At 53.5% G+C, this 15,780-nt stretch carries 9 protein-coding genes; 2 read left to right on the top strand and 7 right to left on the bottom strand.

The window, feature by feature from the left end; genetic code table 11:
• Window positions 1-133: 133 nt before the first annotated feature.
• From DFO56_RS13535 to DFO56_RS13555, 5 genes are all read right to left on the bottom strand, one after another.
• The gene (locus tag DFO56_RS13535; RefSeq protein WP_045514170.1) at window positions 134-1,777 is read right to left on the bottom strand and encodes a multidrug ABC transporter permease/ATP-binding protein; all 1,644 of its coding nucleotides are present in this window, start codon (window positions 1,775-1,777) and stop codon (window positions 134-136) included.
• Between the two features lie 73 nt (window positions 1,778-1,850).
• Complete coding sequence (gene alkB, locus DFO56_RS13540; RefSeq protein ID WP_020454493.1) at window positions 1,851-2,501, bottom strand: DNA oxidative demethylase AlkB; 651 nt, start codon at window positions 2,499-2,501, stop codon at window positions 1,851-1,853.
• On the bottom strand, window positions 2,501-3,562 hold the full coding sequence (gene ada, locus DFO56_RS13545; protein ID WP_045514173.1) for a bifunctional DNA-binding transcriptional regulator/O6-methylguanine-DNA methyltransferase Ada: 1,062 nt from the start codon (window positions 3,560-3,562) through the stop codon (window positions 2,501-2,503). The genes alkB and ada overlap by 1 nt, the downstream gene beginning before the upstream one ends.
• A 72-nt stretch (window positions 3,563-3,634) precedes the next feature.
• Window positions 3,635-4,666 (bottom strand): FAD:protein FMN transferase ApbE, encoded by a 1,032-nt coding sequence (gene apbE / locus DFO56_RS13550; RefSeq protein WP_045514176.1) that lies wholly within the window; start codon window positions 4,664-4,666, stop codon window positions 3,635-3,637.
• A 116-nt stretch (window positions 4,667-4,782) separates the two neighbouring features.
• A complete protein-coding gene (locus DFO56_RS13555) occupies window positions 4,783-5,922 on the bottom strand; it encodes a porin OmpC (RefSeq protein WP_045514179.1) in 1,140 nt (379 codons plus the stop codon).
• 838 nt (window positions 5,923-6,760) lie between these two features.
• Here DFO56_RS13555 and rcsD point away from each other — a divergent pair.
• Both rcsD and rcsB read left to right on the top strand, forming a co-directional pair.
• Complete coding sequence (gene rcsD, locus DFO56_RS13560) at window positions 6,761-9,430, top strand: phosphotransferase RcsD (RefSeq protein WP_082071823.1); 2,670 nt, start codon at window positions 6,761-6,763, stop codon at window positions 9,428-9,430.
• Window positions 9,431-9,446: 16 nt separating this feature from the next.
• Complete coding sequence (gene rcsB / locus DFO56_RS13565) at window positions 9,447-10,097, top strand: response regulator transcription factor RcsB (protein ID WP_017458563.1); 651 nt, start codon at window positions 9,447-9,449, stop codon at window positions 10,095-10,097.
• A gap of 33 nt (window positions 10,098-10,130) precedes the next feature.
• Here rcsB and rcsC read toward each other — a convergent pair whose 3' ends face one another.
• Window positions 10,131-12,977, bottom strand: coding sequence for a two-component system sensor histidine kinase RcsC (gene rcsC / locus DFO56_RS13570; RefSeq protein WP_045514184.1), 2,847 nt, complete (start codon window positions 12,975-12,977; stop codon window positions 10,131-10,133).
• A gap of 113 nt (window positions 12,978-13,090) precedes the next feature.
• Window positions 13,091-15,733: a DNA topoisomerase (ATP-hydrolyzing) subunit A gene (gene gyrA / locus DFO56_RS13575; protein ID WP_045514187.1), complete on the bottom strand. Its 2,643-nt coding sequence runs from the start codon at window positions 15,731-15,733 to the stop codon at window positions 13,091-13,093.
• Between the last annotated feature and the right edge of the window lie 47 nt (window positions 15,734-15,780).

A 15,780-nucleotide genomic window follows, 5' to 3' on the forward strand; every position in this document is an offset into this window, starting at 1 on the left:
ATGTGGCAAAGCGCTCCGAAGCCAGAGCAGAGTAGCCTTAAGCATAGCGGCAGGTTTTGTAAAAAATAATAAACAGCGCAGGCGTTTGGATAAAAAACCAGCGAACGCCCCCTCGCCAGAAGGGGCGGCTCTGTCAGGCGGTGCGTGCCACTGCGTCGCGGGAAGCGTGCGCACGCTCTTCACCCACCAACTCGGTAAGCTGGCCGTTACGCATCTCCAGCAGGCGATCGGCATGCACGAAGTAGTGATCGTCATGGCTGATGGCAAAAATGGTTTTGCCCATTTGCTGCATTAACGGGAGTAAGACCTGGTAGAAATCGCGGCGGAAATGCGGGTCCTGATCCGCCGCCCATTCATCCAGCAGCAGAATATCGCGCTCTTCCGCCAGCGCCAGCAGCAACGCGACGCGTTTTTTCTGCCCTTTCGACAGCTTGAGATTGAGGATCTTGCCGTTGTTCAGCTCCAGCTTGTGTGACATTTTCAGTTGCTCAAGCCACTTTTCCACCAGCGCCGGATCCGCCTGCCTGCCTTCCGGCCCCAGCAGGTCGTCAAACAGCCAGACGTCGGTAAAGACCGCCGAGAATAGTTTGCGGTAATCTTCCGGTTTATCCTGCGCCATCGGTTTGCCATCCAGCAGGATCTCACCGGAAACCGGCTGATACAGCCCGGTTAACAGCATCGCCAGCGTCGACTTACCGCTGCCGTTACCCCCAATCAAAAACACCAGCTCGCCGCGCTTGAGCGTAATATTGACGGGACCAATCGCGAAGTCGTTGTCCTGATATTTAAAGGTAACATTGCGCAGCTCCAGCATTTGCCAGTTCGGGAAAGCCTGCGGGCGGGGAAACCCGGCTTTATAGGGGGCCAGCGCAAACTGTTTTAGCTTTTTGAAAGCCACCTGCGCACTGAGCAGCGTGGGCAAGGCACCCACTGCTGACAGCAGCGGCGTGCGCAAAAACAGCAGGGTCAGGGAATACGTTGCGGCGACATTGGTATCCGCCCAGCCGAGGCTGTTTGCCATCCAGAACACCAGGCCGATTGCCCCCAGCATCATAATGTTCGACCAGTTCACCGCGCTTAAATGGAACGTGTCGGCGCGAATAATGTGATGGCGATATTCACGTGCATCCGGCAGGTACATCTGTTCGAAAATGTGTTCCGCGCGTTCGCGGTTGAGGTTCAGCTCTTTGCGCCCTTCCAGCACGGTCTGGAAATCGTTGTACAGCTTGTCTTCTGTTTCACGCAGCCTCGCCATATGTTTGTATACACGGGAAACCAGCACGAACCCGCCCCAGATGGTCAGCGCCATCCACAGCACAGTGATCAACAGCATCTTGCCGGAAAGCATCGCCAGATAGATACAGGAACCAACAGTCAGGATAATGCCCTGCACCAGTTCCGGCAGGCGCACAAAGGCGATGGTGATATTACGCACGTCACTGGTTAGCCCGGCCAGCAAAGAGGCGCTACCCAGTTGTTCGATACGTTCCACAGGCGTGTCGAGGATGCGCTTAATAAATTCACTACGCAGGCGGTAGACAAAATGGTGACCGAGCGTAGTCAGCGCCAGTTGCGACCCCAGCGTCACCGCCATCAGTAACAGCAACAGGCCGAGGAATTCCGGTAAAACAGTCAGCGACATATCCACGGTTTCAATCAGCCGCTGGTTAATAAAAGCAATCAGGCCGATACCAAACGCGGCACTCACGAGGGTAAGCGCGAGCACACCGACAAAAGGCCAGCGATACTGACGCCAGACAAGAAGGAGAAGTTCCATAACAAAACCCGGTCAACAAAATCAGCCAGCAGTTTAAACGGCTACCGGGCTACATCAAGAATAATTCTTATTTTTATTCGCCATTGCCTGCCTGGCGAAACGTCAGGTTGTAGCGGCACTCACCGGTCGCCGGATGATAGCCGCCTTTCAGCGGCGCAATGCCGTGGTAAAAGAGCCGCGACTCGCCGCCCCATACGACCACATCGCCGTGTTCAAGCATCAGCCGTTGCAGCGGATCGCTACGTTTGAGGCCGCCAAACTGGAAAATGGCCGGTAAACCGAGCGACACAGATACAATCGGCGCACGCAGGTCGGGTTCGTCCTTATCCTGATGCAGCGACAATTTCGCCCCCGGCACATAACGGTTGATAAGGCAGGCATCCGGATGAAAATCCGGGTAACCAGCCGCCTCGCTCGCCTGCTGGCACAACGCAGAAAAAGCCGCAGGCATCGGCGGCCACGGCTGTTGAGTTAGCGGATCGACCGGCGCGTAGAGGTAACCACGATGATCGGTGGTCCAGCCGAGTTTGCCACAGTTGGTCATCGCCACTGACATGGTATAACCGCCAGGGGTGACCATATGACGCAGCGGCGACTGACTGACCACTTGTGCGATACCGCGTAACAGTTGGTCGGCTGGTGCTAAGGCAAGGCGCCGCAGCACGACAGCGCCCGATGCCAGCGGCTCCTGCCAGGGTTGTTCTCCGGAAAACAGATCGAGCATTACGTCTCCTCTTTGTTACGTTCTCGCTGGAGCAACTGAGTTTTGCGCGCCATCCCCCAGCGATAACCGGACAGCGCGCCATCGCTGCGCACCACGCGATGGCAAGGGATGACAATCGCCAGTTTGTTCGCACCGCAGGCGCTGGCAACTGCTCGTACCGCGTTTGGTTTACCCAGCTTTTTCGCCAGTTCCTGGTAACTTACCGTCTCACCGGTGGGGATCTCGCGCAGTGCTTGCCATACCTGTAACTGGAACGCGGTGCCGCGAAGATCCAGCGGCAGCGTAAAGGGGGCATCGGCGTTGTCGAGCCGCTTAATGACCTGCGCCACCCGCGAGCTGAACGCGGTATTCGCTTGCGCACGCTGAGCGCGCGGGAAGATCGCCTGCAACTGGGCAAGAAGCTGCTCGTCACTGTCGGCCAGTAAAATGGCGCAAATTCCACGCTCACTCTCCGCCACCAGGCAGCGGCCCAGTGCGCAATCGCTGAAGGTATACCAGACGCCGGCAGCATCGCCGCCGCGACGGAACTGCTGTGCCGTCATCCCCAGCGATGCATCGGCCTTGCGGTAATAACTGCTGCTATCCGGAAAGCCCGCTGCAAGCACAGCGTCGGTAACGGTTTCGCTCACCGCAAGAGTATTGCGTAAGCGGCGAGCGCGAAAAGCCAGTTGCCAGGCTTTTGGCGTCATGCCGGTAACGGATTTAAATAAACGGTGAAAATGATAAGGGCTAAGCGCCACTTCAGCGGCCAGCTGCTCCAGCGTGATGGGCGTATCCTGCTCCAGTAAGCGGCAGGCTTTGGTCACTTTATCCAGCCGCTGTTGCTGCGGGTGGGTTTTATCCGGCTGGCAGCGCTTGCAGGGGCGAAAACCAGCGTCCTGCGCGCTCGGCGCATCGGGATAAAAACGGACATTCTGACGCAAGGCGTGGCGCGCCGTACAAGAGGGACGGCAAAAAATGCCGGTGGTCAGCACGGCAAAAACAAACTGACCATCGGCCTGCGCGTTACGGGCCAGCACCGCTTGCCAGCGCTGTTCATCTAATAATGTGGTGTCGTTCATGTCAGGCTCCTCATGTAAGCTTAGCCTCACTGTGCCCGTATACGCAGCTCCAGACACCCGCAATCTTGCGGTTTAATTTTTTTCGCTGAGCAGAAATGCGGAAAACTGCGGTGACATCCAGGTGCGGAAACCGTCGCCGTCTTTGATAATCATAAATACCGCCAGCCCTTCCCGCGTCACCACCTCTTTTGCCTGTTCGGTGCCGAGCACCATTAAACCGGTGTCCCAGGCGTCCGCTTCCAGCGCGGTGGGCGCGATAACCGTGACCGACACCAGCGCATGCTGGATTGGCCGCCCGCTACGCGGATCGATGATGTGAGAAATGCGTTTGCCGTCCAGCTCATAATAATTACGGTAGCTGCCGGAAGTGCTGATGCCATGACCGTTAATATCGACAACCGCCTGGGCAACATTCTCACGATCGGTCGGTTTCTGGATCGCCACGCGCCACGGCTGGCCTTGCGCGTTCATGCCCCGGCTGGCTAATGCGCCACCAACAGAAACCAGATAACGCGCGATCCCTTCCTGCTCCATTAACCTTGCCAGGTGATCCGCCGCGTATCCCTCGCCTACCGTCGAAAGGTCAACAAACAGATCCGGCAAATCTTTTTGCAGGAATTGCTCTCCGGCGCGGTTGATCACGGTTAAATGCGCTAAACCGGTACGCGCTTTCGCCGCATCAATTTGTGCCTGACCCGGTGTTTTTACCGGCTGTTTATCCGGGCCAAATCCCCATAAATTAACCAGCGGCCCGACGGTGATATCCATCGCGCCTTCGGTTTTCTCACCGACACGCAGCGAGGTAGTAACGATATCCGCCATCGCGGCGCTGACCGGCCACGGTGCCGTGCTGGTCGAATGGTTAAAGCGCATCAGCGCGGAGTCGTCCTTCCAGGTCGACATCAGATGATCATCAGCATCCAGCTGTGTCTGAATTTTTTGTTGCAGGCTTTGCGCCTGTTGCGGGCTAATATCCACCACGCTCACGCGCCAGAAAGTGCCCATGGTTTTGCCTTCCAGCACAGTGGGCTGTGCCTTGCTACCGGTGTCGCAACCGGACAGTAACAACAACGCCGCGACAACCCCGGCACGAAGAAAAATCATCTCTGTCTCTCGTTATTTGTTAACCCGCGGCAAGCCTACACTAAAACGCAAGCTTTGGCCGATGCGGGACATAAAAAAAGGGGCCTTTCGGCCCCTTAATAATCACGGTTGTTAACTTAGAACTGGTAAACCAGGCCCAGAGCAACAACGTTGTCGGTGGCAATGCCAGCGGCTTTGGTGAAGTCATTGTCGTCCAGCAGGTTGATTTTGTAATCAACATAGGTGGACATGTTTTTGTTGAAGTAGTAAGTCGCGCCAACATCAATGTATTTCAGGATATCCTGGTCACCGAAGTTAACCGTACCGGTGTTGTTGCTGACGTCCTTACCTTTAGATTGCAGGTAAGCGATAGACGGACGCAGACCGAAGTCAAACTGGTATTGGGCAACCACCTCGAAGTTCTGCGCTTTGTTGGCAAAACCGTATACAGCTGATGGGGAAGAACCATTGGAAGTACCAAAGCGGGTTGCGTTATAGGTCTGAGAGTACTGTGCCGCCAGGTAAATGTTGTTAGCGTCGTATTTCAGGCCGCCGCTGTACACTTCTGCGTGATCGCCTTCACCGTAAAGATTAGGGTTAGCAGCGTTCTGGTCAGCAGTACGTTTGGAAGAGGACATCGCACCGCCCACGCTGAAGCCTGCGCCCAGATCGTAAGTCAGAGACGCACCATAGCCGTCGCCGTTCTGGTTCAGCAAGCTGCGGCCGTTGGTGTTCTCACCACTCACGCTACCGTTTTTACCCTGGTATTGCAGAGCAAAATTCAGACCATCAACCAGACCGAAGAAGTCGGTGTTACGGTAGGTTGCTACGCCGTTAGCACGGGACTGCATGAAGTTATCGGCACCGTAGGTATCGCCACCGAATTCAGGCAAAACGTCGGTCCAGGAGGTAACATCGTAAATAACGCCGTAGTTACGACCGTAGTCGAAAGAACCTGCATCAGCAACGCGGATACCGGCGAAGGCCAGACGAGTCCATGCCTGATCGCTTGCACCTTCTTCGCTGTTCGCCTGAACGTTGTATTCCCACTGGCCGTAGCCGGTTACCTGATCGTTAACCTGCGTTTCGCCTTTGAAGCCAAAACGGACATAGCTCTTATCACCATCAGAACCGTTGTCGTCAGAGAAATAGTGCAGACCGTCTACTTTGCCGTACAGATCTAATTTGTTGCCATCTTTGTTGTAAACTTCAGCCGCATTTGCTGCGCCTGCTACCAGCAGAGCCGGTACCAGGAGGGACAGAACTTTAACTTTCATTTTATTAACCCTCTGTTATATGCATTTTTATTGCCACTGCTTGCCGATTAACCCTCTAATCAGCTGGCAAAATCATTGTGCTTAAAATAGAAAAATAATCCAACGAGAATATGATACGAAAACTTTGAAGATGTTTCATACATAATGATAGATGTTTCATTTTGTAAATTTGATGGAACTTTTTTTCGCACAAATAGCTAAACAAATGCGCACAAATAATCAAAAACAAATAAAAAATCATTTAAAAACAAAATAATAAGCAAAACACAAATCATAGCACTGAATGCAAAACCATAATCTTCAATCGCAACTAAAATAACTGACGCTATCATCATTAACTTTATTTATTACCGTCATTCGAATCTGAATGTCTGTTTACCCCTCTTATAACCGGATGCGGCGCATTCGGTTTTTTTTTACCTTTCCTTACGCAACTTGAATAATTATTTAGATATAATAACGATTTGTAACGACTATTAATTAATCAATTACCATGCCAGATATTTCTCATTGACGCATTCACGAAATTAATGGTTTGTTATTTATCGCGTTCTTTTTGCAACCAAACGGTAAATATATGTACAATTTTTCCTGGCTGTACATATTTGCCACTGCGTTTAGTCAATATGCCTATCCCCATGTTTTCGAGACTGAAACGGGAAAGAGAGTCTGGAAATTCACTCATTAACCGATATACTGCCTGCTGTACACTGCTCTGCAACACAACATCTATACGTTCGCCGCATGTTACAGGCGGTTATTACGGCATGGCAGCAACATTGTCTCAGCGAGCGCTGAGTATTTACAGCAGTGTTGTCATAACGGGTTCCACACAAGAATGAGTCGATCGGACACAATGATCCCTGGCAAATTTTCCCTGATACCGGGCAACATCACCCGTTACTTTCTTTTGTTGATTATCGTCCTGTTGGTGACAATGGGGGTGATGATCCAAAGTGCGGTCAACGCCTGGTTAAAAGATAAAAGCTATCAGATAGTTGATATCACCCACGCTATTCACAAGCGTATCGATACCTGGCGCTACGCTACCTGGCAAATCTACGACAACATTGCTGCGGCGCCTGCCGCTACGTCTGGTGAAGGTCTGCAAGAAACGCGCTTAAAGCAAGATGTTTACTACCTGGAAAAACCACGGCGTAAAACAGAAGCGTTGATTTTTGGTTCCCATGACAGTTCTACGCTGGAGATGACGCAGCGGATCTCAACGTACCTCGATACGCTCTGGGGCGCGGAAACCGTGCCATGGTCGATGTACTACCTCAACGGCCAGGATAACAGCATGATCCTGGTGTCGACGTTGCCGCTAAAGGATCTTTCTTCCGGTTTCAAAGACACCACGATCAGTAACATTGTCGATTCCCGCCGCGCAGAAATGCTGCAGCAGGCGAATGCCCTTGATGAACGCGAAAGCTTTTCATCTCTGCGCCATCTGGCCTGGCAAAACGGCCATTACTTCACGCTGCGTACAACATTCAACCAGCCGGGTCATCTGGCCACAGTAGTCGCATTCGATTTGCCGATTAATGATCTGATCCCACCCGGCATGACGCTGGATAGCTTCCGTCTCGATCCGGATACCACGCAGTCCAACACTCGCGGGCAGGATAAAGAAACAACCGACAGCGTTGCCGTCAATTTTAACAGTTCGCGCATTGAGATCTCCTCGGCGTTGAACGGCACCGGGCTGCGTCTGGTCTGGCAGGTGCCATTCGGGACACTGCTGCTGGATACGCTGCAAAATATTCTTCTGCCGTTACTGCTTAATATTGGCCTGCTGGCACTGGCATTGTTCGGTTACACCACTTTTCGTCAGATGCCAGGGCGTAAAGCCGACGGTCTGGCAACGCCTGGTGCAAGTAACGAACTGCGTGTGCTGCGTGCTTTTAATGAAGAGATCGTTTCACTGTTGCCGCTGGGGCTGTTGGTTCACGATCAGGAAGCGAACCGCACCGTCCTGAGCAATAAAATCGCCGATCACTTATTACCGCACCTGAATCTGCAAAATATTACGGCCATGGCCGATCAGCATCAGGGCGTGATTCAGGCCACCATTAATAACGAACTGTACGAAATTCGTCAGTTCCGCAGCCAGGTCGCTTCGCGTACGCAGATCTTTATTATTCGCGACCAGGACAGAGAAGTGCTGGTTAATAAAAAGCTCAAGCAGGCGCAACGGCTGTATGAGAAAAACCAGCAGGGCCGCGCCAGCTTTATGAGTAATCTTGCCGAGTCGCTGAAACAGCCGGTGAAATCGCTGGCCAGCGAAGCCGCAGCGTTGCAGAGCCAGGAGGGCAATCTTGTCGCGGATCACGCCGACAGACTGGTACAACTGGTCGATGAAATCCAGCTGGCACATATGCTGGAGAGCGACAGCTGGAAAGGCTCGTCTACACTGTTCTCAATTCAGGATTTGATTGATGAAGTGGTGCCGGAAGTCCTGCCGGTTATCAAACGTAAGGGTCTGCAACTCTTAATTAATAACCCGCTTCCGGCCAATGAAGAGCGTCACGGCGACCGCGACGCACTGCGTCGGATCCTGTTGCTGCTCATCCAGTACGCGGTCACGACCACGCAGATGGGCAAAATCACGCTTGAAGTGAATGTGGACGAATCGGCGGAAGACCGCCTGACCTTCCGGATTCTCGATACCGGCGTGGGTGTGAACGCCAGTGAAATCGATAATCTGCATTTCCCGTTCCTTAACGATACGCAGGGTGACCAGTACGGAAAAGCGAACGCCCTCACCTTCTGGCTGTGCGATCAGCTGGCGCGTAAGCTTGGCGGGCATCTGAATATTAAAGCGCGTGAGGATCTGGGCACCCGCTACTCGCTGCATGTGAAAATGGCGGCTCGTCCGCAACAGGCTGAGAGCGAAGAAAAATTACTCGATGACGTGGTGGCGATGATTGATATTACCTCTAACGAAATCCGTAATATTGTGGTTCGCCAGCTGGAAAACTGGGGGGCAAGCTGTATTTCCCCGGATGAGCGGTTATCAAGTCAAGAATATGATCTCTTTTTGACAGATAATCCGTCTAATCTTACTGCCTCAGGCTTGCTTTTAAGCGATGATGAGGCAGGCGTGCGGAAAATTGGCCCAGGCCAATTGCGCGTGAACTTTAATATGAGCAATGCAATGCAGGGAGCAATATTGCAACTCATTGAAGAGCAACTGGCGCAGGAGGATGTACCGGAGTCGCCTTTGGGGGGTGACGAAAACGCCGAGCTCCACGCCAGCGGCTATTACGCGCTGTTTGTTGACACAGTACCCGATGATGTTAAGAGGTTGTATACTGAGTCGGCGTTGCGCGATTTCGCGGCGCTGGCGCAGACGGCACACCGCCTGAAAGGCGTGTTTGCCATGCTTAATCTGGTACCTGGTAAGCAGTTGTGCGAAACGCTGGAGCAATTAATTCGCGAGAGCGATGTTCCAGGCATAGAAAATTACATCAGCGACATTGACGCTTACGTCAAGAGCTTGCTGTAGCAAGGTAGCCTAATACATGAACAATATGAACGTAATTATTGCCGATGACCATCCGATTGTACTGTTCGGTATTCGCAAGTCACTCGAACAAATCGAATGGGTAAACGTTGTCGGTGAATTTGAAGACTCTACAGCGCTGATTAACAACCTGCCGAAACTTGAGGCAAACGTATTGATAACCGACCTGTCAATGCCGGGCGATAAATACGGCGATGGCATCACGCTTATCAAATACATTAAACGTCACTTCCCGACGCTGTCGATTATTGTGCTTACCATGAACAATAACCCGGCCATCCTGAGCGCAGTGCTGGATCTGGATATTGAAGGTATCGTGCTGAAACAAGGCGCGCCGACAGACCTGCCAAAAGCGCTGGCGGCACTGCAAAAAGGGAAGAAATTCACGCCGGAAAGCGTTTCGCGCCTGCTGGAAAAAATCAGCGCTGGCGGTTACGGCGACAAACGCCTGTCACCGAAAGAGAGTGAAGTGCTGCGCCTGTTCGCCGAAGGTTTCCTGGTAACGGAAATCGCCAAGAAGCTGAACCGCAGTATCAAAACCATCAGTAGCCAGAAAAAATCAGCAATGATGAAACTGGGTGTCGATAACGATATCGCACTGCTGAACTATCTCTCCTCCGTCACCCTGACGCAGACAGAAAAAGAGTAATCCCACAACCCCGGCACCCGCCGGGGTTCTTTTTTATACCCGGCTGTTACGTACCCGCGCGGCATACGCTGCCAGCGTTTGCTTGAGAATATCCAGCGTTACCGGCTTCGACAGGCAGCTGTCCATACCCGATTCCAGACAGCGTTGCTTCTCTTCTGCCAGCGCGTTAGCCGTCACACCAATCACCGGCAGCGTCAGCCCTAACTGACGAATACGCTGTGTCAGGCGGTAACCGTCCATATTCGGCATGTTGACATCGCTGAGCACAATATCGATAGGGTTTTTGCTCAGAACATTCAGCGCATCCACGCCATCATTGGCCGTTTTACACTGATATCCCAGCGATCCCAGCTGATCGGCCAGCAGGCGACGGTTAATCGGATGATCATCTACTACCAGGATCATCATGTCATCGTTACGCACCGCTTCCCGCGTCTCGGCAGGAAGCGCATTGCTCGCCTGCGGCTCGATAACCTGCACGCGGTAAATGCGCCCAAGCAGCGTCAGCAGGTCGTGTGGCGACGCCACGCTGTGCAACCATTCGCCCGGGGCTCGCTCGACGGGAATACCGATATGGCGACGGCAGAAAATAATGGCCGCGCGTCCGGTCCACGACGAGGAGAGTTCATCATCGGTGATTAACGTATCCTGGTTGCCCAGCGCGCGTCCGTCGTACTGCTTAACCTGAATACCGTTCCATTGCAGTAATGTCTGCAGATAACCCGACAGCCAGGCATTACGCACCGCCAGCCAGCAGCACGTATCCGCCAGGCCGTCGACATCGGCGCGAACCGGTGCGACCGCGCTGTAAAGCGGGATACGGATGGTGAACTGGCTCCCCATGCCCGGCTCGGTATCAACGGAAATATCGCCATCCATCATGCTGATCAATTTTTCACAAATCGCCAGCCCCAGCCCGGTGCCCTGGAAGTTACGCTGTACGCCGGTTCCCACCTGGAAGAAGGGATCGAACAGACGCACCACTTCTTTACCCGGAATTCCCACGCCGGTATCACGTACGCGAATGCTGAGATAATCCGCATCGCGATGCACATGCAGCACGATACAACCGATATCAGTAAACTTAATCGCGTTGCTGAGCAGGTTGGAAATCACCTGCTGTAAACGCATCGGATCGCCATTCAGCGCCATCGGCACATCTGGTTCAATAAAGCAGTACAGCCCCAGCTGTTTGCGCACTACCAGCGGTAAATAGTTGGCGGTGATATGGCTCATCACTTCGCGCGGGGAAAACTCGCGCGGCTCGATTTTCAACTGTTCCGATTCAATTTTCGAGAAATCGAGAATATCGCTGATAATTTTCAGCAACAGACTCGATGAGTTGTTCATCGCGGTGACCAGCCTGTCGACCCCTTTCGGCAGCTCTTTCGTTTGCAGCAGATCGAGGTTACCGATAATACCGTACAGCGGCGTGCGCAACTCATGGCTGACTGTCGCAAGGAACATCGATTTCGACTGGCTCGCCTGCTCCGCCGCTTGCGCCATCTCCTGCAACGACTCTTCCATTTTCACGCGGGCGGAAACATCCACCAGCACGCAAATCGCCACGTTTTCATTGCGATAACGTGAATGAACAAAGCTAATTTGCAGATTGGTATTATTGCTGGTCAGCACATCAACGAAATTGACCTGCTGACCACAGATAATTTGCGTAAGCCGCTGCCTGTCTTCATGCGTCAGCATGTTCAGATAGTTGTGCGCCAGCTCGTTACTCAGGATGTTCGTCCCGTCCTGAGTACGTAAAATGCAGATCCCCACCGGCGCGGAGGCGACGATTTTGCGGTTGAACTGCTCATGCTCTTCCAGTCGCTGGGCATCATTTTCCGCCGGAATAAAAATCCGCCGCTCGTACATGCGCGCAAGCGTAAACAGCGCCACACCAACCAGCACATTCAGCAATACGGCGTTGAGGATCAGCATGCGAATGCGTTCCAGCACCATATCGACCGGTACGGAGTAAACCACGCTCAGCGATGACGGTGGCAGGCTCTTTTTCAGGATCAGTTCGCGAAAACCCGAGGTATAACCAAACCATGAACGTTCCTGCATCCAGCGCGGATCGACAACAATGCCGCTATCCTGGCCGGTAAGGGAGATCAGCGCATGGCCGTTGTCATCCAGAATGGTCACGCCCATCGGCAGGCTACCCGGCGTGAAAAAGTTCTCCATGCGAATGGACTGTTCCGTTCCCAGCAGCGCTTGCAGGCGGTTGCCGAGGTAAACCGGCGTCAGCGCATAGAAGTAACCGATCCCCGGACGCGGCCCCTGGCTCATCCAGTAGACGTTGTTGCTGCGCTCATCCTGCGGGGCGTTACGGTATTTAACGATGCGCTCATGCAGGCTTTTCAGCGTGTCGTCGCGTTCAACGGGAAGATCGCGCAGGCCGAAGTCGGCCATACAGAGATTGTCGCTGCCGATCAAAAACACACGGTTGAGATCGTAAGCGGCGGAGAAATTGTCGCGCCAGTAGCGCATAAACCACGCCAGCGACTCCAGCGAGCCGCGCCAGGAGCTGCCCATGGCGGAGCAGTCAGAATCCGGGAACAGCGGTAAAAATGTCGGGACTTCGGTTTTGTCGTCGCGGTTGCGCGAGGTCAGAATACCGTTTTCTGCCGTCAGACGGTTTTCAGCGATGTACTTCAGCTCTTTCATCACGTCAGACGTGCGCTGGATGTAACGCTGCGCCTGATCGGAACTGAGGTTAAATTCCTGGCGAATTTCCGACTCTTTGTCATGCAAGGCGTTAACAATATAAAAGACAGAAAAAAAGGCAATCAACAGCCAAAGCAATAGCGCCAGCGCCCTGAACAGATAGCGGGAGACTTTCAGGGTACTGCGAAACGAGACGAGGTATTTCAACCTGGGGAAACTCCGCCACAAGGAAGTTAAAAAAGAGTGTGATTAAGGTAGCGATAAATCGCAAAGGCCGCAATGGCAATGAAAAAGGGCCGGAAACCGGCCCTTATAACGCATTACTCGGCGTCGTCGTCCGCCGCGTCGTCGTCGGTATCGGTGTCAACTTCCGGCGCGATATCATCATCGCCTTCCGCTACGCTACCGTCGATGGAGTCTAACTCTTCATCATCTACCGGCTCAGCAACACGCTGCAGACCCACTACGTTTTCATCTTCCGTGGTGCGGATCAGAATAACGCCCTGGGTGTTACGCCCTACCACGCTGATTTCCGAGACGCGTGTACGCACCAGCGTACCGGCATCGGTGATCATCATGATCTGGTCGCAATCATCAACCTGCACCGCGCCGACCACTGCGCCATTACGCTCGGTGACTTTGATGGAGATAACGCCCTGAGTACCGCGCGATTTGGTCGGGTACTCGGTTTCCGCCGTACGTTTACCATAACCGTTCTGCGTTACCGTCAGGATTGCGCCTTCGCCACGCGGTACGATCAGCGAGACAACGCTGTCTTTTTCCGCAAGTTTGATGCCACGAACACCGGTCGCAGTACGACCCATTGCACGCACAGCACCTTCTTTAAAGCGCACCACTTTGCCCGCCGCAGAGAAGAGCATCACTTCGTCGCTACCTGACGTCAGATCGACACCAATCAACTCATCGCCTTCGTTCAGATTGACGGCAATGATACCGGCAGAACGCGGACGGCTGAATTCGGTAAGCGCGGTTTTCTTCACGGTACCGCTGGCGGTCGCCATAAAGACGTTCACGCCCTCTTCGTATTCACGCACCGGCAGGATGGCGGTAATACGCTCGTTCGGCTCCAGCGGCAGCAGGTTGACGATCGGGCGACCACGCGCGCCACGGCTCGCTTCCGGCAACTGATAGACCTTCATCCAGTACAGACGTCCACGGCTGGAGAAGCAGAGGATGGTGTCATGGGTGTTGGCCACCAGCAGGCGGTCAATAAAGTCTTCTTCTTTAATTCGCGCAGCCGATTTACCTTTACCACCACGACGCTGGGCTTCGTAGTCGGTCAGCGGCTGATACTTCACATAGCCCTGGTGCGACAACGTGACCACAACATCTTCCTGATTGATCAGATCTTCGATGTTGATATCAGCAGTGTTAGCGGTAATTTCGGTGCGACGCTCGTCGCCAAACTGTTCGCGAACCAGCTCAAGCTCTTCGCGGATCACTTCCATCAGGCGTTCAGCGCTGCCAAGGATATGCAGCAGCTCGGCAATCTGTTCCAGCAGCTCTTTATATTCGTCGAGCAGTTTTTCATGCTCAAGGCCGGTCAGTTTCTGCAAACGCAGATCCAGAATCGCCTGTGCCTGCTGTTCGGTCAGATAGTATTTACCATCGCGAATACCGAACTCCGGCTCCAGCCACTCCGGACGCGCCGCGTCATCGCCCGCACGTTCCAGCATGGCAGAGACATTGCCCAGATCCCACGGCTGCGCGATCAGGCCCGCTTTTGCTTCAGCAGGCGTCGGCGCGCGGCGGATCAGTTCAATGATCGGATCGATGTTCGCCAGCGCCACGGCCAGCGCTTCAAGGATATGCGCACGGTCACGAGCTTTACGCAGTTCGAAAATGGTACGACGCGTCACGACTTCACGGCGGTGGCGCACAAACGCGGCCAGAATTTCTTTCAGCGCCATGATCTTCGGTTGACCATGGTGCAACGCCACCATGTTGATACCGAAGGAAACCTGCAATTGCGTCTGGGAGTAGAGGTTGTTCAGCACCACTTCACCCACGGCGTCACGTTTGATTTCGATAACGATGCGCATACCGTCTTTATCGGACTCGTCACGCAGCGCGCTGATGCCTTCAACGCGTTTATCTTTCACCAGCTCGGCAATTTTCTCGATCAGGCGCGCTTTGTTAACCTGATACGGAATTTCATGCACGATGATAGTTTCGCGGCCGCTTTTCGCGTCGGTTTCCACTTCCGCGCGCGCGCGAATGTAGATCTTGCCGCGACCGGTACGATAGGCTTCTTCGATGCCACGGCGACCGTTAATGATCGCCGCGGTCGGGAAATCCGGCCCCGGAATATGCACCATCAGCTCTTCAATGCTGATGTCTTCGTTATCGATGTAAGCCAGGCAACCATTGATCACTTCCGTCAGGTTATGTGGCGGAATGTTGGTTGCCATACCGACGGCAATACCCGAAGAACCGTTCACCAGCAGGTTCGGGATCTTGGTAGGCATCACATCAGGAATTTTTTCGGTGCCGTCGTAGTTATCGACGTAATCAACCGTCTCTTTTTCCAGATCGGCCATCAATTCATGGGCAATCTTCGCCAGGCGGATTTCCGTATAACGCATCGCCGCCGCGGAGTCGCCATCGATGGAACCGAAGTTCCCCTGACCATCGACCAGCATGTAACGCAGCGAGAACGGCTGCGCCATACGGACAATGGTGTCGTACACTGCGGAATCACCATGGGGATGGTACTTACCGATTACGTCACCAACGACACGGGCAGATTTTTTGTAGGCTTTATTCCAGTCATTGCCCAATACGTTCATGGCGTAAAGTACGCGACGGTGAACCGGTTTCAGGCCATCTCGGACATCCGGAAGCGCACGGCCAACAATGACCGACATCGCATAGTCCAGATAGGAGCTCTTCAGCTCTTCCTCGATGTTAACCGGTGTAATTTCTCTCGCAAGGTCGCTCATCTAACCGCTATCCCTCTACTGTATCCCGGATTCAAAGGTCGCAAATT

Source organism: Kosakonia sp. AG348 (assembly GCF_003337365.1).
In the GTDB taxonomy this organism is placed as follows: domain Bacteria; phylum Pseudomonadota; class Gammaproteobacteria; order Enterobacterales; family Enterobacteriaceae; genus Kosakonia.

Coding starts and splice junctions, on each gene's coding strand:
- gyrA (WP_045514187.1), bottom strand. CDS start 15,733: ATGAGCGACCTTGCGAGAGAAATTACACCGGTTAACATCGAGGAAGAG.
- alkB (WP_020454493.1), bottom strand. CDS start 2,501: ATGCTCGATCTGTTTTCCGGAGAACAACCCTGGCAGGAGCCGCTGGCA.
- apbE (WP_045514176.1), bottom strand. CDS start 4,666: ATGATTTTTCTTCGTGCCGGGGTTGTCGCGGCGTTGTTGTTACTGTCC.
- DFO56_RS13555 (WP_045514179.1), bottom strand. CDS start 5,922: ATGAAAGTTAAAGTTCTGTCCCTCCTGGTACCGGCTCTGCTGGTAGCA.
- rcsB (WP_017458563.1), top strand. CDS start 9,447: ATGAACAATATGAACGTAATTATTGCCGATGACCATCCGATTGTACTG.
- rcsD (WP_082071823.1), top strand. CDS start 6,761: ATGAGTCGATCGGACACAATGATCCCTGGCAAATTTTCCCTGATACCG.
- DFO56_RS13535 (WP_045514170.1), bottom strand. CDS start 1,777: ATGGAACTTCTCCTTCTTGTCTGGCGTCAGTATCGCTGGCCTTTTGTC.
- ada (WP_045514173.1), bottom strand. CDS start 3,562: ATGAACGACACCACATTATTAGATGAACAGCGCTGGCAAGCGGTGCTG.